This is a genomic window from Pseudomonas sp. 31 R 17 (assembly GCF_900004915.1).
GTDB classification, from domain to species: Bacteria; Pseudomonadota; Gammaproteobacteria; order Pseudomonadales; family Pseudomonadaceae; genus Aquipseudomonas; species Aquipseudomonas orientalis_A.
Genome location: NZ_CVTN01000062.1, coordinates 159,283 through 176,111, shown reverse-complemented (window position 1 = coordinate 176,111; position 16,829 = coordinate 159,283). Strand labels below are relative to the sequence as shown.

The 16,829-nt window shown below is 61.8% G+C and carries 15 protein-coding genes; 6 read left to right on the top strand and 9 right to left on the bottom strand.

Features of this window, described 5'->3' with window-relative positions; translation table 11 throughout:
- Window positions 1–162: 162 nt before the first annotated feature.
- From BFP89_RS10755 to BFP89_RS10745, 4 genes are all read left to right on the top strand, one after another.
- Complete coding sequence (locus BFP89_RS10755; RefSeq protein ID WP_065885460.1) at window positions 163–2,601, top strand: TonB-dependent siderophore receptor; 2,439 nt, start codon at window positions 163–165, stop codon at window positions 2,599–2,601.
- A 63-nt stretch (window positions 2,602–2,664) separates the two neighbouring features.
- A complete protein-coding gene (locus BFP89_RS10750) occupies window positions 2,665–3,768 on the top strand; it encodes a PepSY-associated TM helix domain-containing protein (protein WP_065885459.1) in 1,104 nt (367 codons plus the stop codon).
- Window positions 3,765–3,935 (top strand): hypothetical protein, encoded by a 171-nt coding sequence (locus tag BFP89_RS28920; RefSeq protein WP_165386097.1) that lies wholly within the window; start codon window positions 3,765–3,767, stop codon window positions 3,933–3,935. The genes BFP89_RS10750 and BFP89_RS28920 overlap by 4 nt, the downstream gene beginning before the upstream one ends.
- Window positions 3,936–4,042: 107 nt before the next feature.
- Window positions 4,043–4,672 (top strand): glutathione S-transferase, encoded by a 630-nt coding sequence (locus BFP89_RS10745; protein ID WP_065885458.1) that lies wholly within the window; start codon window positions 4,043–4,045, stop codon window positions 4,670–4,672.
- A gap of 19 nt (window positions 4,673–4,691) precedes the next feature.
- On the opposite strand, the gene BFP89_RS10740 is transcribed toward BFP89_RS10745, so the two are convergent.
- Entirely contained in the window at window positions 4,692–5,147 is a 456-nt protein-coding gene (locus BFP89_RS10740; protein ID WP_065885457.1) for a retropepsin-like aspartic peptidase RloA2, read from the bottom strand.
- A gap of 231 nt (window positions 5,148–5,378) precedes the next feature.
- On the opposite strand from BFP89_RS10740, the gene BFP89_RS10735 reads away from it, so the two are divergent.
- On the top strand, window positions 5,379–6,266 hold the full coding sequence (locus BFP89_RS10735; protein WP_065885456.1) for an acyltransferase: 888 nt from the start codon (window positions 5,379–5,381) through the stop codon (window positions 6,264–6,266).
- On the opposite strand, the gene BFP89_RS10730 is transcribed toward BFP89_RS10735, so the two are convergent.
- On the bottom strand, window positions 6,263–6,835 hold the full coding sequence (locus BFP89_RS10730) for a DUF2780 domain-containing protein (protein WP_065885455.1): 573 nt from the start codon (window positions 6,833–6,835) through the stop codon (window positions 6,263–6,265). The genes BFP89_RS10735 and BFP89_RS10730 overlap by 4 nt on opposite strands.
- Before the next feature lie 124 nt (window positions 6,836–6,959).
- On the opposite strand from BFP89_RS10730, the gene BFP89_RS10725 reads away from it, so the two are divergent.
- The gene (locus tag BFP89_RS10725) at window positions 6,960–7,418 is read left to right on the top strand and encodes an anti-sigma factor domain-containing protein (protein WP_065885454.1); all 459 of its coding nucleotides are present in this window, start codon (window positions 6,960–6,962) and stop codon (window positions 7,416–7,418) included.
- A 158-nt stretch (window positions 7,419–7,576) separates the two neighbouring features.
- Here BFP89_RS10725 and fdhA read toward each other — a convergent pair whose 3' ends face one another.
- The 7 genes from fdhA to glyA form a co-directional block, all read right to left on the bottom strand.
- Window positions 7,577–8,776 (bottom strand): formaldehyde dehydrogenase, glutathione-independent, encoded by a 1,200-nt coding sequence (gene fdhA / locus BFP89_RS10720; protein ID WP_065885453.1) that lies wholly within the window; start codon window positions 8,774–8,776, stop codon window positions 7,577–7,579.
- 196 nt (window positions 8,777–8,972) lie between these two features.
- On the bottom strand, window positions 8,973–9,830 hold the full coding sequence (gene purU / locus BFP89_RS10715; RefSeq protein WP_016977808.1) for a formyltetrahydrofolate deformylase: 858 nt from the start codon (window positions 9,828–9,830) through the stop codon (window positions 8,973–8,975).
- Between the two features lie 161 nt (window positions 9,831–9,991).
- Window positions 9,992–10,624 carry a sarcosine oxidase subunit gamma gene (locus BFP89_RS10710; protein ID WP_065885452.1) on the bottom strand — a complete coding sequence of 211 codons (633 nt, stop codon included), beginning with the start codon at window positions 10,622–10,624 and terminating at the stop codon, window positions 9,992–9,994.
- Between the two features lie 116 nt (window positions 10,625–10,740).
- A complete protein-coding gene (locus BFP89_RS10705) occupies window positions 10,741–13,758 on the bottom strand; it encodes a sarcosine oxidase subunit alpha (protein ID WP_065885451.1) in 3,018 nt (1,005 codons plus the stop codon).
- On the bottom strand, window positions 13,755–14,057 hold the full coding sequence (locus tag BFP89_RS10700) for a sarcosine oxidase subunit delta (protein ID WP_065885450.1): 303 nt from the start codon (window positions 14,055–14,057) through the stop codon (window positions 13,755–13,757). The genes BFP89_RS10705 and BFP89_RS10700 overlap by 4 nt, the downstream gene beginning before the upstream one ends.
- 15 nt (window positions 14,058–14,072) lie before the next feature.
- Window positions 14,073–15,323, bottom strand: a complete 1,251-nt coding sequence (locus BFP89_RS10695) for a sarcosine oxidase subunit beta (protein WP_010207084.1) — start codon at window positions 15,321–15,323, stop codon at window positions 14,073–14,075.
- A 22-nt stretch (window positions 15,324–15,345) separates the two neighbouring features.
- Window positions 15,346–16,599: a serine hydroxymethyltransferase gene (gene glyA, locus BFP89_RS10690; RefSeq protein WP_065885449.1), complete on the bottom strand. Its 1,254-nt coding sequence runs from the start codon at window positions 16,597–16,599 to the stop codon at window positions 15,346–15,348.
- Between the last annotated feature and the right edge of the window lie 230 nt (window positions 16,600–16,829).

The following is a 16,829-nucleotide window of genomic DNA, read 5'->3' as shown; positions in this document are numbered from 1 at the left end:
TGTGAACGCGGTCCATTGTGGGAGGGGCGGTGCGACGATTCGACTTGCCCCCGATAGCGCCCTCAGGCCCTACCCAAAAAATATTTTCACCCCGCCCTATCACTTTCCGATTCTCGTCCGGCACCTAGGCAATTGAGAAATATTTCCATTCAGGAGCCACCCATGTCCCGCACGCTAGACACTCTGTTGCGCCCCAGCCTGTTAGCCGTGGCCATTGCCCTCGGTGCCCCGCTGATCAGCCCCACGCTGATCGCCGCCGAACAGTCCGCCAGCGTGCGCGCCTACAACCTGCCGGCTGCGCCACTGGCAGCCACCCTGAACCAGATTGCCAGCCAGGCCGGTCTCGCGCTCACCCTCAACCCGACGCTCGCCGCCGGCAAGACCTCGGCACCGGTCAAGGGCCAATTCGATGCCCAGGGCGCATTGCGCGAAGCCTTGCGCGGAACCGGGCTGCAGCTGGAGCAGAGCAGCGCCGGGACCTTTACCCTGGTGGCGATTGCGGACGGCGTGGTGGCATTGCCGCAGACCAGCATTATTGGCCAAGGCAATTACGAGAGCGCCTGGGGGCCGGTGGAGGGCTATGTCGCCACTCGCACTGCGGCGGGAACCAAAACCGACACAGCCATCGCAGAATTGCCCCGCTCGGTCACGGTTATTACTCGCCAGCAAATGGATGACCGCTCCGTTCTCAACCTTAACGACGCATTGCGCTACACCGCAGGCGTGCAAAGCAGCGGCTATGGCTCGGATTCCCGCAGCGATTGGTTGCTGGTAAGAGGATTCGTCCCCACTCAATTCCTCGATGGCCTACCCCTGCCGAAAGGCAACTATGCCACGCCAAAAATCGACACTTGGAACCTTGAGCGAATTGCCGTCCTGCGCGGCCCGGCATCGTCTGTCTACGGGCAAACACCGCCGGGGGGGTTGCTGGATATGGTCAGCCGACGTCCCCAAGCCGAAGCCTCGAACGAAATTGAGGTGCAGGCCGGCAGCAATAACCACAAGCAGATCAACTTCGATAGCACGGGCAAAATCGACGACGAAGGCCAATTCCTCTACCGCGTCAGCGGCGTCGTGCGCGACAGCAATACTGCGGTGGACCATATCCCCGACAAGCGCTACAACGTTGCCCCCAGCCTCACTTGGAACATCAACGACGATACCAAGCTGACGTTGCTCACCCAGTTCACGCGCGACGATACCGGAATCACTGGACAGTTCCTGCCACTGCAGGGCACCAAACTAAGCTCGCCTGCCGGAAAAATCTCCCACCACAAGAACCTGGGTGATCCTGAATGGGAATTTTATGATCGCACCTACTACGCACTTGGCTATGCCTTCGAAACACGCTTGAACGATACGTGGCAGTTTCACCAGAACCTGCGCTACACCAAGAATGACTTGTCGTTCCAAGGCATAACCGCCGGTGGCGCGTTCTTCCCGAATGGACCTGAAGTCGCGGTCGACGCTGACGGTAATGTGAGTCGCTCCGCCGGCAAGGTCGATGAGAATGTCGGACAATTTGCTGTAGATAACAATTTCCAGGCCGACTTCAAGACCGGCTCGATCAGTCATACGCTATTGCTGGGGCTCGACCACCAGCGCTCGGACAGTGACGCACGCTGGCTGTGGGGCTCGGGCGGTGTACCCACCATCAACTTCAACCGCCCGGTATATGGGCAGGACTTTTCCAAGGTCCAGTACTTCACCATGTACGACTACACCCAGAAAACGCAACAGACCGGCCTCTACGTCCAGGACCAAATGGCGCTGGACAACTGGCGGCTGACCCTGGGTGGGCGCGAGGACTGGGTACACACTGGCACAACGTTCCATAATCTGAACGACGCTACCAATACTCAGCGTGACAAGCACTTCAGCGGCAACGCAGCACTGAGCTACGTCTTCGAAAACGGCATTACGCCGTACCTGTCGTACGCCGAATCATTCCAGGCAGGGTCGGGCACCCAAGTGGGCAGCACCGGGGCGTTCAAACCCACCGAAGGCAAGCAGTACGAAGCCGGGCTCAAGTATCAGCCGCCCGGCACCCAAGCCCTGTTCACCGCAGCGGTGTTCGACCTGACACAACAAAACACCTCCGTCACAGAAGGCAGTATCACTCGTCAGGTGGGTGAGGTACGGGTCCGAGGTCTGGAGTTGGAAGCCAGCGCTGACGTCACCGAAAGCCTCAAGCTGGTGGGCTCCTATACGTACAACGACAGTGAAATTACCGAGGGTGCAGCCGCTGAAAAGGGTAATCGGCTGAACCAACTGCCTCGCAACCAGGCTACCGGGTGGGCAGATTACACCTGGCGCAGCGGAATGCTGGATGGCTTCGGTGTCGGCGCAGGCGTGCGCTACGTCGGCGACACTTATGGCAATGCCGCCAACACCGAACTGGGCCATGTAGGCTCCTACACCGTATACGACGCCTCAGTGCACTACGACCTTGGCCGTTTGAACAGCACCATGAAAGGTGTGACCGTAGCCGTTGACGCGAAAAACATCTTCAACAAGGACTACTTGTCTACCTGCGACGGCTTCTACTGCTACTACGGAGATCAACGTAATGTGGTTGCCAGCGTGAACTACAAATTCTAAGACGGTGAACAACCGCTGATAGAGGGCCGCCTGAACCGCGGCCCTTTTGCCTTTGGAGCCGTGATGAAAAGCAAAACCATCCGCCGCTGGTCCTTCATCCACACCTGGACCAGCCTGATCTGCACCGTATTCTTGCTGCTGCTCGCCCTCACCGGCCTGCCGCTGGTGTTCCATCACGAGATCGATCACCTGCTGGGCAACGAACCCGAGCTCAAGCAGATGCCCGCCGATACGCCGCAGCTCAACCTGGAGCAGCTGGTGGCCAAAGCGCAGGCCCATCGCCCCGGCGAGGCCATGCAGTACCTGGCCTGGGACGAGGATGACAAGAACGGCGTCATCGCGATCATGGCCGCCACGGCCGGTACCGAGCCGAATGCGTCGCATACCTTCATGCTCGATGCGCGCACCGGCGAAACGGTGGAGATGCCGTCAGCCAATGGCGGGCTCACCCTGTTCCTGTTGCGCCTGCATGTGGACATGTTCGCCGGGCTGCCCGGCAAGCTGTTGCTCGCGTTCATGGGCTTGCTGTTCGTGCTGGCGCTTGTATCAGGGACCGTGCTGTACCTGCCGTTCATGCGCCGCTTGAAGTTCGCCACCGTGCGCCAGGACAAATCCACCCGCCTGCGCTGGCTCGACCTGCACAACCTGATCGGCGTGGTCACCCTGACCTGGGCGCTGGTGGTGGGTGTGACCGGTGTGATCAGCGCCTGTGCCGACCTGATCATCGCCGCCTGGCGCCAAGACAGTCTCAGCGCCCTGATCGAACCCTATAAAGACGCCCCGCCGCTGACCCAACGCGCGCCGGCCAGCGATTTGCTGAGCATCGCCGCCAAGGCTGCGCCCGGCATGCAACCGGACTTTATCGCCTTCCCCGGTACGCGCTTCTCCAGCGAGCATCACTACGCCGTGTTCATGAAAGGCAGTACCCACCTCACCTCCCATCTGCTCACACCGGTATTGATCGACGCCAGCACCCTGGCCGTCACCGCCATCGCCCAACGGCCGTGGTACATGGACGCCATGGGCATGTCCCAGCCGCTGCACTTCGGGGACTACGGCGGCATGCCGATGAAAATCCTCTGGGCGCTGCTGGATGTGCTGACCATCGTGGTGCTGGTCAGCGGCATTTACTTATGGATCGTGCGACGCAAGGCGGGCAAGGCATGAAGCCGCGGCAGTCGAATTTCTGGAAGGTGTTTGGCATCCCGCTGGGGATTGGCCTGCTCAGCGCCGCCGGGTTGTTTGCGGCGTTGCTGGGGGATGGGTGGTGGGATTCTTTGAGTTGGGTGGGGTTGGGCATTCCGGCGGCAATTGCGGTTTACAAGCTACGGTAGGAGCGAGCTTGCTCGCGAAAAACTTGAGAGCGCCGCGTCAAACCTGATGCGCTGCGTTATCGTTGACGTCTTTCGCGAGCAAGCTCGCTCCTACACAGGGAATATCCATGTCCGCGCCCAGCATGACCTTGTTCCACAACCCCGCTTCACCGTTCGTGCGCAAGGTACGCGTGCTGCTGGTTGAAACCGGCCAGCAGGACCGCGTCGCGCTGCACGCCTGCATGCCAACCCCGATCAGCCCGGATGCGCAGCTGCTACAGGATAACCCGGTCGGCAAGATCCCGGCCCTGCGCCTGGCCGACGGTTCGGTGCTGCATGACAGCCGGGTGATCCTCGATTACTTCGACCACCAGCACGTCGGCAACCCGCTGATCCCCCGCGACGGCTCGGCCCGCTGGCGCCGCCTGACCCTGGCATCGATGGCCGACGGGATCATGGACGCCGCCGTGCTGGTGCGCTACGAAACCGCCATGCGCCCGGTGGAGAAGCACTGGGAGCCGTGGCTGGACGAGCAGCGCAACAAGATGCGGCGTGCACTGGCCGAGCTGGAACAGGACGCCATCGCCGAACTGGCCAGCCACTTCGACATCGCCGCCATCAGCGTGGCCTGCGCCCTGGGCTACCTCGACTTTCGCCACCCGGACCTGCACTGGCGCGCGGATAACCCCAAGCTGGCCGCCTGGTACGCCGAGGTCAGCCAGCGGCCTTCGATGCAGCAGACCCAACCGCCTGCCTGATATCACCCATGTGGGTCCGTCAGCAGTCCGGTTTGTCGGCGGTGTAGCGACGCGCCGGGTTCACCGCCGCACCGAATTCACGCAGGGCCTTGGCGCCGATCAGCAGCGGATAGTTGAAGCTGCTGCGGTCGGTAAGGTTGACCTCCACGGTACGCTTGACGTCGCCCAGGCACATTTCCAGGTCGATCACCGGGCGCTTGGCCACGCTGGCTTCGTCCTTGTCGTCATCTTCGTCGGCGCGGCTCTTGATCTTGCTGATGCGTGACACCTTGTGTTCGTAGACCTTGTTACCCGCATCGCTGCCGCCGAGGCGGAAGCGCACCCAATCGTCGCCATCACGGGTGAAGGTCTCGATGTCACGGGCCGACAGCGAGGCGGTCAGCGCGCCGGTGTCCATCTTGGCCTTGAAGGTCTGGCCGATTTCCGGCAACTGGATGTATTCGTAACGACCGTAGAGAGTCGGTTCGGCGGCCATGGCAGGCGCAGCAGCCAGAACGGGAATAGCTAGGGCAAACGCGGCAAGGAGCAATTTCACGGCATGATTTCCTCGAAAGAAGTGGGCGAATTCTAGACCGCACACACAGCACTTAGTTGGATGACCGAGCATAACCGGCACATTGTGAAACATTCGTCCGGCCATTTGCGATTTGGCCTCTAGACTCACCTTGCTTATGATGGCAAGCCCACAAGATTCCAAGAGTTATTTATGCGCCGCCTGCTCACCGGCTGTCTGGTCACACTGCTGCTGTTGCTCAACACGCTGATCCTGATCGGCCCCTTGATGGTGTTCGCCCTGCTCAAGCTGGTGGCGCCGGGCCGCTCGCGTGACTATGCGTCCCGAGCAGTGATGTGGATCGCCGAGACCTGGGCCGAGATCGACAAGCTGATCTTCGCCGTGTGCATTCCAACCCAATGGGATATTCGCGGCGGTGAGAACCTGCGGGGTGATACCTCTTACCTGGTCATCAGCAACCACCAGTCCTGGGTGGATATTCCGGCATTGATCCAGGCGCTGAACCGGCGTACGCCGTTCTTCAAATTCTTCCTGAAAAAAGAGCTGATCTGGGTGCCCTTCCTCGGCCTGGCCTGGTGGGCACTGGATTATCCGTTCATGAAGCGCTACACCAAGGCATTCCTGGCCAAACACCCGGAGCTGGCCGGGCAGGACCTGAAAATCACCAGGGAGGCCTGCGAGCTGTTCAAGCGCCAGCCGGTGACCGTGGTCAATTACCTGGAGGGCACGCGGTTCAGCGAGGCCAAACGCACGCAGCAGGATTCACCGTTCAGCCGGCTGCTCAAGCCCAAGGCCGGCGGCGTCGCGTTTGTGCTGGCGGCAATGGGTGAGCAACTGGACGCCATCCTCGACGTGACCGTGGTCTACCCGCAACCCAGGATTCCAGGGTTCTGGGATTTGATCAGCGGCGCGGTGCCGAAGGTGATTGTGGATATCCGCACCCGTGACCTGGACCCGGCGTTGTGGCAGGGGGATTACGAGAACGATCCGGCATTTCGCCAGACCGTCCAGAACTGGGTCAACCAGCTCTGGAAGGAGAAGGATGCGCGCATCGAACAATTGCGCGCCGAGCAGCCTTAGCTGCCGGTGCCCCAGGCCTGGGCCAGCTTGCTCAGCAATGAGCTGTTGGCACCTTGACCGCCCAGGTATTGCAGGATCACCGGGGCAAACTGGCCGATCATGCCGCTGTCCATGCCCAGGGCGCTGAATGCGGTGTTCAAGTCATTGGTGTTTTTCACGTTACCCAGCAGGCCGTCCAGGCCACTGGTCTTGCTGCCGCCGTTCTGGCCGAGCATCCCGCTCAAAGCGCCGAGGCTGCCCAATGCATTGTTACCCGACAGTTGATCGAGGCCTGGCACGCTGTTGCCCAGCTGCGAAAAGTCGTTGCCGCTCAGTTTGTTCTTGGCCAGGCCGAGCATGGCGCCGGTGCCGCCGACCGCTTGCTCGGGGGTGATATTGAGTTGCGAGGTCAGGGCCGTCAGCAGGTCGGCCGTTTCCGATGTCGGCGCGGCGGCGGCAGCTTTGTTGTTGCCACCCTGCATGCCGGAAATGGCGTTGGCTGCATCGCCAAGGCTGAAACCTGCGGCGAAGACCGGGCCGGCGGCCACGCTCAACAGGCAGGAAAGGGCAAAACCGCGTGAAATCTTCATCAAGACAACCTCAGGAGATAGGTGCAAAGCACGCTTTGGACTGGGTATACCGACGGATGTTCCGGAACCCATTGGGGATAAGCGGGTCCATGAACTGACTACAAAATTTGTCAGGAAGAGACTTATGACTGCGATCCACCCCGAAGCGATTGAGCACAAGCCTGCATTCTGGAGCCGCCCTCGCCTGTTCATTGGCGCCTGCGCGGTGGTTGTTGCCGGTATTGGTGGCGCGCTCTACACCCAGGACAGCGTCAAGTCCGCGGCGACCCTGGTGACCACCACCCAGCAGCCGGCCGCACAAATCATGGCCCACAAGGATTACCTGGAAGTGCAGCCGATTGCCGCCACGGCACCTGCGCCGGACCAGAGCCTGGAGCTGTGGGCAATTCCCAAAGATGGCACGCCTGTGTCCCTGGGCCTGTTGCCGGAGGACGGCAAGGGCATCATCGGCCTGAACCCGCGTCAGCAGGAAACCATCAGCAAGCCGGTGGAGTTGATGGTCAGTTCGGAGACCAAGGGTGGTTCCATCAGCAAACAACCCACAGGCCCGACCGTCTACCAGGGCGCACTGGCCTCACGCTGATCCCCAAACACCACAACACCCATGTGGGAGGGGGCTTGCCCCCGATAGCGGTGGATCAGTCGTACATCGATTGACTGACACACTGCCATCGGGAGCAAGCCCCCTCCCACAATGAAAAGGGCGACCCCATGGGTCGCCCTTTTTAATTGCCGAACGCTTTACGCCGCACTGAACAGCTTATGCGGATCAATCACAAACTTCTTCGGCACGCCCGCATCGAACTCGCCATAACCGCGTGGCGCGTCATCCAGGCTGATGACCTGCACGCCGACGATCTCGGCAATGTTGATACGGTCCCACATGATCGCCTGCATCAGTTGGCGGTTGTACTTCATCACCGGCGTCTGCCCGGTGTGGAAGCTGTGGGATTTGGCCCAGCCCAAACCAAAGCGAATGCTCAAGCTGCCCATTTTTGCAGCGGCATCGACGGCACCCGGATCTTCAGTGACGTAGAGGCCGGGGATACCGATCTTGCCGGCCACGCGCACCACGCCCATCAGCGAGTTGAGCACGGTGGCCGGGGCTTCGGCCTTGACGCCGTCGTGGCCGTGGCCGCGTGCTTCAAAGCCGACGGCATCGACGGCGCAGTCCACTTCAGGCTCGCCGAGCAACGCGGCAATCTGTTCGTGCAATGGCGTGTCGGTAGACAGGTCGGCGATCTCGAAACCCTGGGCCTTGGCGTGGGCCAGGCGGATCGGGTTGACGTCGCCGATAATCACCACTGCAGCGCCCAATAGACGTGCTGACGCCGCAGCGGCCAGGCCGACCGGGCCGGCACCGGCGATGTAGACCGTGCTGCCCGGGCCGACGCCGGCAGTGACGGCGCCATGGTAACCGGTGGGCAGGATGTCGGAGAGGCAAGTCAGGTCACGGATTTTCTCCATGGCCTTGTCGCGGTCCGGCAGTTTCAACAGGTTGAAGTCGGCGTAAGGCACCAGCGCATATTCGGCCTGGCCGCCCGTCCAGTCGCCCATGTCGACATAGCCGTAGGCACCGCCCGGGCGCGCCGGATTGACACTCAAGCACACGCCGGTGTGCATTTCCTTGCAGGAGCGGCAGCGACCGCAGGCCACGTTGAAGGGGACGGAGACCAGGTCGCCGATCTTCAGGTTCTCGACGTCGCTGCCCTTCTCGATCACTTCGCCAGTGATTTCATGCCCCAGCACCAGGCCGGTCTGGGCAGTGGTGCGGCCGCGCACCATGTGTTGGTCGGAGCCGCAGATGTTGGTGGAAACCACGCGCAGGATGACGCCATGCTCGATCTTCCTGCCGCGCGGGTCCTGCATTTTGGGATAGTCGATTTTCTGTACTTCGACCTTGCCGTTGCCGAGATACACGACACCACGATTACCAGACATGCTTTCACCTCGCTGTTGTTTTTATGGAACTGCGTTGCCCGTTGAGTGGGCAGCGCGTTAAGTGCTTGGGTACAGATGCTGTTTCTTGTGTTGTGGGTGAGAGCCTCATCGGGGGCAAGCCCCCTCCCACAGGGGAATGCATTTCAAATGTGGGAGGGGCGGTGCGACGATTCGACTTGCTCCCGATTGGCGCCAGTCAGAGCACCACCGTCCTGTTGGCATTCAAAAACACACGCCTTTCGATGTGATACCCCACCGCCCGCGCCAACGTGAGCCCTTCGATATCCCGCCCCTTGGCAATCAGATCCTCGGGATAGTGGCTGTGGTCCACCACTTCCACACCCTGGGCGATGATCGGCCCTTCATCCAGATCGTTGTTGATGTAATGCGCCGTGGCGCCGACCAGTTTCACGCCCTTGTTGTACGCCTGGTGATACGGCTTGGCGCCCTTGAACCCCGGCAGCAACGAGTGATGAATGTTGATGGCCTTGCCGTCCAGCTTGCGGCACAGCTCCGGCGACAGCACTTGCATGTAGCGCGCAAGGATCACCAGTTCGGCGCCGGTGTCTTCCACCACTTGCCACACTTGACGCTCCTGGGACGGTTTGTCGTTGGGGTCGAGGGGGAAATGGTAGTAGGGAATTTGATGCCAGTCGGCCAAAGGTTTCAGATCGGGGTGGTTGGACACCACCGCGACCACGTCCATCGACAGCTGACCAATGCGCTGGCGGTACAACAAGTCGTTGAGGCAGTGATCGGCCTTGGAGACCATGATCACCACTTTTGGCCGGTAGTTCGGCGCCGTCAGCTCGAAGATCATGCCAAACGCTTCACCGCGCGTGGCCAGGCCATCGCGAAAACCCTGCTCGTCAAAGCCATCAGGCTGACGGAATTCCACCCGAATAAAAAAACGGCCCGAGAGGCGGTCATCGAACGAATGGTGCTCGGTGACATAGCAGCCCTGCTCGAACAGGTAGCGGGTGACCGCGTCCACCGTGCCGAGCACGCTGGGGCAGTCGGCGGTCAAAATCCATGTGTCGGGTGCGCGGCTCATAGCGGGTAACTCCTCAAACAACGCTATCTACTGTAGGAGCGAGCTTGCTCGCGAAGAACGCCAACGATGATGCGTGCATGCTGAATGAACGCGGCGTCTTTGAGTTTTTCGCGAGCAAGCTCGCTCCTACAGTGAAGGGGTGAGACAGCGCGAGCGCCATGTCAGGCTTGAACGCTCAGACCGAACTCGGCCGAGGCATCCTGCAGCCACAGCCACCAGTAATCCGAGAAACTGCGACGAATCAGCAGTTCCCAGGTGTCTTCAGCGGTATGCCGGATCACCAGTTGCGACTTGGCGAACACCGTGCCCACTGCCTTGCCCACCGGGAAGTTGTTGGGATGCACGTCGTAGCTGGTGGACTTCATCAGCACGTCGCGCACGTTCGGGCCGCTCAGCTCAAGAATCTGCTGGCCGCCGCTGACGTTGACGATCTGGATATGCAAATCAGCCAGGGCCGCGCGCAGGTTTTGTTCGGCGGCGAACTCTTCGCCGCTCGGGACAATGAGCAGCCATTCGTCCGGGCCGAGCCACTGCAGGCTCGTCTCACCCTTGAAGATCACGCTCAGGGCACCGGGCAGCTCGATGCCAAGGGCCTTGTGCACCCCGGCGGCGAACGCTGCATCGTGGCCATCGCCACGAATGGTGAGGTGGCCGAGGAGTTTCTTTTCACGCACGGTCACGCCGGCGTTCTTGCGGCCCTTGCCGACCAGGCTGGCGAGGTCGGCATGGTGCAGCGACGACTCGGCCTTGGCGCCGGTGGTGGGGCGTTGTTGGTAAACATTGGCTGCTGTCATAAAGCACCTGTTCTGAATTCTGTTGTGAGGCTGATGGCCTCATCGGGGGCAAGCCCCCTCCCACAGAGGAATGCATTTCAACATGTGGGAGGGGGCTTGCCCCCGATGCAGGCGACTCAAATGTTCTGCCGATCACCCTTGGGGTCAAAGAACACCGAGGACACAATCTCAGCCTCGATCACACTGCCATCCGCTTGCGGCGAGAACACCCGCTCGCCGATGCGCTTCAAACCACCTTTCACCACGCCCATGGCGAACGAATAACCCAGGGAGTTGTGCGCATAGCTTGAAGTCACGTGGCCGACCATTTTCATCGGAATCGTCTGCTTCGGATCGAACACCAACTGCGCGCCTTCCGGCAGCCACACATTCGGATCGATCGGCTTCAAGCCCACCAGTTGCTTGCGCTCTTCGCGCACGCAATCTTCACGGTTCATCCCACGCCAGCCGATCCACGAGAACGGTTTGGTACGGCCCACGCACCAGCCCATGTTCAGGTCGTCCGGGGTCATCGAGCCGTCGGTATCCTGGCCGACGATGATGAAGCCCTTCTCGGCACGCAGGACGTGCATGGTTTCGGTGCCGTACGGGGTCAGGTTGTACTTTTTGCCGGCCTCGACGATCTTTTCCAGCACGCCCATGGCGTAGTCGGCCTGCACGTTGACTTCATACGACAGCTCGCCGGTAAACGAGATACGGAACACCCGCGCCGGAACGCCGCCGACCAGGCCTTCCTTCCAGGTCATGAACGGGAAGCCGTCCTTGTCCAGGTCGATATCAGTCACTTCCGCCAGCAGCTTGCGGCTGTTGGGGCCGGACAGGGTCATGGTCGCCCAATGGTCGGTGACCGAGGTGAAATACACCTTGAGGTCCGGCCATTCGGTCTGCTGGTAGATTTCCAGCCACTGCAGTACGCGGGCGGCGCCGCCGGTGGTGGTGGTCATCAGGAAGTGGTTGTCGGCCAGACAGGCAGTCACGCCGTCATCGAAGACCATGCCGTCTTCCTTGCACATCAGGCCGTAGCGCGCCTTGCCCACGTCCAGCTTGGTCCAGGCGTTGCTGTAGATGCGGTTGAGGAACTCGCGGGCGTCCGGGCCCTGGATATCGATTTTGCCGAGGGTGGACGCATCCAGCAGGCCGACGCTGTCGCGCACGGCCAGGCATTCGCGCTTCACGGCGGCGTGCAGGTCTTCACCGTTGCGTGGGAAATACCACGGGCGTTTCCACTGGCCGACGTCCTCGAATTCGGCGCCGTTCTTCACGTGCCAGGCTTGCAGCGCGGTGTAGCGTACCGGTTCGAAAATGTGCCCACAGTGACGGCCCGCTATCGCACCGAAAGTCACCGGCGTGTAGTTGGGGCGGAACATGGTGGTGCCCATCTGCGGGATGGTCACGTTCAGCGAACGGGCGGCGATGGCCAAACCGTTGACGTTACCCAGCTTGCCCTGGTCGGTGCCGAAGCCCAATGCGGTGTAGCGCTTGACGTGCTCGACCGACTCGAAACCTTCGCGGGTCGCCAGTTCGATGGCGGCGGCGGTGACGTCGTTCTGCAGGTCGACGAATTGCTTCGGCGCCCGAGCAGTGGCTTTTTCGTGGGGCACCTGGAACAGCGCCAGGGTCGGTTCTTCAAGGCGGCTCAAGGCTTTAGGCAGCACGCCTTCAACCGGGGCGAAACCGGCTTCGCTGGCCGCGCGCACGCCGCCTTCAAAGCCGTCGGCCAGGGAATCACCGAGGCCGTAGACGCCATTGATACCGCCGACGCACACGCGTTTTTGCGGCGCTTCGCCCGGCACAAAACCGAGGATATCTTCACGCCAGGTCGGCTTGCCGCCCAGGTGCGAAGCCAGGTGCACCACCGGGCTGTAGCCGCCGGAGCTGGCAACGAGGTCGCAGTCCAGCCACTCGCCGGGGCTGGTGACTTTATGGGCTTTAACATCGATCGCAGCCACTCGCGCAGCGCTCACGCGCTTGGTGCCACGGGCTTCGACCACGGCGCTGCCGGTGAGGATACGAATGCCCTTGGCGCGAGCCTCTTCAACCAGGGCACCGCGTGGGTTGTGGCGCACATCAGCCACCGCAACCACTTGCAGACCCGCGTCGAGCCAGTCCAGTGCAACGCGGTAGGCGTGATCGTTGTTGGTCGACAGCACCAGTTTCTTGCCCGGTGCCACGCCGTAGCGACGCACGTAGGTAGAGACCGCACCGGCCAGCATGTTGCCCGGCACGTCGTTGTTGCCGTACACCAGCGGGCGCTCGCACGCACCGGTCGCCAGCACCACACGCTTGGCACGCACACGGTGGATACGCTGGCGCACCACGCCAATCGGCGCGCGGTCGCCAAGGTGGTCGGTGAGGCGCTCGTGAATGGTCAGGAAGTTATGGTCGTGGTAGCCGTTGACGGTGGCGCGGGGCAGCAGCACCACGTCCGGCAGGGCCTTGAGTTCAGCGATGACGCTGGCAACCCATTCGGTGGCAGGCTTGCCGTCCAGGCTTTCGCGGGAATCGAGCAGCGAACCCCCGAACTCTTCCTGCTCATCGGCGATGATCACCCGCGCACCGCTGCGCGCAGCCGCCAGTGCTGCGGCGAGACCGGCAGGGCCTGCGCCGACCACCAGTACGTCGCAGTGACGGTTGAAGTTGTCGTAGGTGTCCGGGTCGTTCTCGGTCGGCGAGCGGCCAAGACCGGCTGCCTTGCGGATGTACTTCTCGTAGGTCATCCAGAACGATTGCGGGTACATGAAGGTTTTGTAGTAAAAGCCCGGCGGCATCAGCTTGCCGCCGACCTTGCCAAGAATGCCCATCATGTCGTTGTTGACGCTCGGCCAGCCGTTGGTGCTGGTGGCGACCAAACCCTGGTACAGCGCCTGTTGCGTGGCGCGCACGTTGGGAATCTGGGTGGCTTCGGTGGCGCCGATCTGCAGCACCGCGTTCGGCTCTTCGGCGCCGGCGGCAAAGATGCCGCGCGGGCGCGAGTATTTGAAGCTGCGGCCGATGATGTCGACGCCGTTGGCCAGCAGGGCAGCGGCCAGGGTGTCACCTTCAAAGCCTTTGTAGCTCTGGCCGTTGAACGTGAAGGTCAGGACTTTATTGCGGTCGATCCGGCCACCGTTGGACAGGCGATTGATCTGGCTCATACCTTCTCTCCAGAGGCCTTGGCGGTGAACTGAGGCTTCTCACCGATCTTGTAGGTTTCAAGAATTTCGTAGGTCACAGTGTCGCGGGTGGCGTTGAAATACTGGCGGCAACCGGCGGCGTGAATCCACAGTTCGTGGTGCAGGCCACGGGGGTTGTCGCGAAAGAACATGTAGTCGCCCCACTCGGCGTCGGTGCAGGCATTCGGGTCCAGCGGGCGCGGGATGTGCGCTTGGCCGGACGCGTGGAATTCCTCTTCGGAGCGCAGTTCGCCACAGTGAGGACAGAAGATATGCAACATGAGGTGGTTCTCCTGTTAGTGGGCGACGGCCGCAGCGCCGTGTTCGTCGATCAGCGCACCGTTGTGGAAACGGTCGATGGAGAAAGGTGCGGCCAGCGGGTGCATTTCACCCTTGGCCAGGCTCGCGGCAAACACGTTGCCTGAGCCCGGCGTGGCCTTGAAGCCACCGGTGCCCCACCCGCAGTTGAAGAACATGTTCGGTACCGGGGTCTTGGAGATGATCGGGCACGCGTCCGGCGTGGTGTCGACGATGCCGCCCCACTGGCGGTTCATGCGCACCCGCGACAGCACCGGGAACATCTCGACGATGGCCTGGATGGTGTGTTCGATCACCGGGTACGAGCCGCGCTGGCCGTAGCCGTTGTAGCCGTCGATACCGGCGCCGATCACCAGGTCGCCCTTGTCGGACTGGCTGATGTAACCGTGCACGGCGTTGGACATGATCACGCTGTCGATAATCGGCTTGATCGGCTCCGATACCAGGGCTTGCAGTGGATGGGATTCGATCGGCAGGCGGAAACCGGCCAGCGAGGCCATGTGCCCGGAGTTACCGGCCGTCACCACACCGACGCGCTTGGCGCCGATAAAGCCCTTGTTGGTTTCCACGCCGATGCACACGCCGTTTTCCTTGCGGAAACCGATCACTTCGGTCTGCTGGATCAAGTCCACGCCGAGTGCGTCAGCGGCGCGGGCAAAGCCCCAGGCCACGGCATCGTGACGGGCCACGCCGCCACGCCGTTGCACAGTGGCGCCGAGCACCGGGTAGCGGGTGTTCTTCGAGCAGTCCAGGTACGGAATCTCGTCGGCCACTTGCTTGGCATTGAGCAGTTCGCCGTCCACGCCGTTGAGGCGGTTGGCGCTGACGCGGCGCTCGGAGTCACGGATGTCCTGCAGGGTGTGGCACAGGTTGTACACGCCACGCTGGGAGAACATCACGTTGTAGTTCAGGTCTTGAGAAAGGCCTTCCCAGAGTTTCATCGCGTGTTCGTACAGGTGCGCCGACTCGTCCCACAGGTAGTTGGAACGCACGATGGTGGTGTTGCGCGCGGTGTTGCCGCCGCCCAGCCAACCTTTTTCGACCACGGCCACATTGGTGATGCCGTGCTCTTTAGCCAGGTAGTAGGCGGTCGCCAGACCATGCCCGCCGCCGCCGACGATGACCACGTCGTAGACCTTTTTCGGGGTCGGCGTGCGCCACATCTTCTGCCAGTTTTCGTGATGGCTGAGGGAGTGCTTGAAGAGGCCGAAGCCTGAGTAGCGTTGCATAGTCATTACTCCAAAACCGCGCTCAGCGATAAACCGGGAAATCAGCGCACAGGGCAGACACGTGCTTGGCCACGTTGGCCTCGACATCGGCATCGCCGAGATTGTCGAGGATGTCGCAGATCCAGCCGGCCAGTTCGATGCACTGCGGCACCTTGAAACCACGGGTGGTCACCGCCGGGGTGCCGATACGCAGGCCCGAGGTCACGAATGGCGACTGCGGGTCATTGGGCACGGCGTTCTTGTTGACGGTAATGTGGGCGCGACCGAGGGCGGCGTCCGCCTCTTTGCCGGTGAGGCCCTGACGGATCAGGCTGACCAGGAACAAATGGTTATCGGTGCCGCCGGAGACCACGTCGTAGCCGCGCTTGATGAACACCTCGGCCATCGCCTGGGCGTTGTCGATCACCTGCTGCTGATACGCCTTGAAGCCGGGCTCCAGCGCTTCCTTGAAGCACACCGCCTTGCCGGCGATCACATGCATCAGCGGGCCGCCCTGGGCGCCGGGGAATACGGCAGCGTTGAGCTTTTTCTCGATGGCTTCGTTGGCCCTGGCCAGGATCAGGCCGCCACGCGGACCGCGCAGGGTCTTGTGGGTGGTGGTGGTGACCACGTCGGCGTAGGGCAGCGGGTCCGGGTACAGACCGGCGGCAACCAGGCCGGCGACGTGGGCCATGTCGACGAACAACAGCGCGCCCACCTTGTCGGCAATCTGACGGAAACGTGGGAAATCCAGGGTCTTGGAGTAGGCGGAGAAACCGGCCACGACCATCTTCGGCTGGTGCTCCACGGCCAGGCGCTCGACTTCGTCGTAGTCGATCAGGCCGGTGTCGGTGTTGATGCCGTATTGCACCGCGTTGTACAGCTTGCCCGAGGACGACACTTTGGCGCCGTGAGTCAGGTGGCCGCCGTGGGCCAGGCTCATGCCCAGGATCGTGTCGCCGGCATTGATCAGCGCCAGGTACACCGCGCTGTTGGCGGACGAACCGGAGTGCGGCTGCACGTTGGCGTAATCGGCACCGAACAGCTGCTTGGCGCGCTCGATGGCCAGGGCCTCGACCTTGTCCACATGCTCGCAGCCACCGTAGTAGCGCTTGCCTGGGTAGCCTTCGGCGTATTTGTTGGTGAGGCCGCTGCCTTGCGCTTGCATCACACGTTTGCTGGTGTAGTTCTCCGACGCGATCAGCTCGATATGGTCTTCCTGACGCTGCTCCTCGGCATTCATCGCCGCCAGCAGTGCGTCGTCATATCCCTGGATCTGGTCTTGTTTGCTGAACATCGCGTCTCTCCCAGCCTTTCGTATTGTTGAGGCCCTCGCAGGGCCCTTTGATGCGATGGTAGGGCTGGCGCGTGCGGGCCAAATGCCTGCGCACGCCACGCAAAGGTGCGTTTACGACATTCCTTCAGAGACACAGAACAAATGTGGGAGGGGGCTTGCCCCCGATGGCGGTGGATCATCTCGTACATGCGGTGACTGACACTCCGCAATCGGGGGCAAGCCCCCTCCCA

Excerpts from the sequence above, each read along its gene's own strand:
- BFP89_RS10705 (WP_065885451.1), bottom strand. The coding sequence starts at position 13,758 with ATGAGCCAGATCAATCGCCTGTCCAACGGTGGCCGGATCGACCGCAAT.
- BFP89_RS10745 (WP_065885458.1), top strand. The coding sequence starts at position 4,043 with ATGTCCGCGCCCAGCATGACCTTGTTCCACAACCCCGCTTCACCGTTC.
- BFP89_RS10725 (WP_065885454.1), top strand. The coding sequence starts at position 6,960 with ATGACTGCGATCCACCCCGAAGCGATTGAGCACAAGCCTGCATTCTGG.
- BFP89_RS10735 (WP_065885456.1), top strand. The coding sequence starts at position 5,379 with ATGCGCCGCCTGCTCACCGGCTGTCTGGTCACACTGCTGCTGTTGCTC.
- BFP89_RS10695 (WP_010207084.1), bottom strand. The coding sequence starts at position 15,323 with ATGCAACGCTACTCAGGCTTCGGCCTCTTCAAGCACTCCCTCAGCCAT.
- BFP89_RS10710 (WP_065885452.1), bottom strand. The coding sequence starts at position 10,624 with ATGACAGCAGCCAATGTTTACCAACAACGCCCCACCACCGGCGCCAAG.
- BFP89_RS28920 (WP_165386097.1), top strand. The coding sequence starts at position 3,765 with ATGAAGCCGCGGCAGTCGAATTTCTGGAAGGTGTTTGGCATCCCGCTG.
- BFP89_RS10730 (WP_065885455.1), bottom strand. The coding sequence starts at position 6,835 with ATGAAGATTTCACGCGGTTTTGCCCTTTCCTGCCTGTTGAGCGTGGCC.
- fdhA (WP_065885453.1), bottom strand. The coding sequence starts at position 8,776 with ATGTCTGGTAATCGTGGTGTCGTGTATCTCGGCAACGGCAAGGTCGAA.
- glyA (WP_065885449.1), bottom strand. The coding sequence starts at position 16,599 with ATGTTCAGCAAACAAGACCAGATCCAGGGATATGACGACGCACTGCTG.
- BFP89_RS10740 (WP_065885457.1), bottom strand. The coding sequence starts at position 5,147 with ATGGCCGCCGAACCGACTCTCTACGGTCGTTACGAATACATCCAGTTG.
- BFP89_RS10750 (WP_065885459.1), top strand. The coding sequence starts at position 2,665 with ATGAAAAGCAAAACCATCCGCCGCTGGTCCTTCATCCACACCTGGACC.
- purU (WP_016977808.1), bottom strand. The coding sequence starts at position 9,830 with ATGAGCCGCGCACCCGACACATGGATTTTGACCGCCGACTGCCCCAGC.
- BFP89_RS10700 (WP_065885450.1), bottom strand. The coding sequence starts at position 14,057 with ATGTTGCATATCTTCTGTCCTCACTGTGGCGAACTGCGCTCCGAAGAG.
- BFP89_RS10755 (WP_065885460.1), top strand. The coding sequence starts at position 163 with ATGTCCCGCACGCTAGACACTCTGTTGCGCCCCAGCCTGTTAGCCGTG.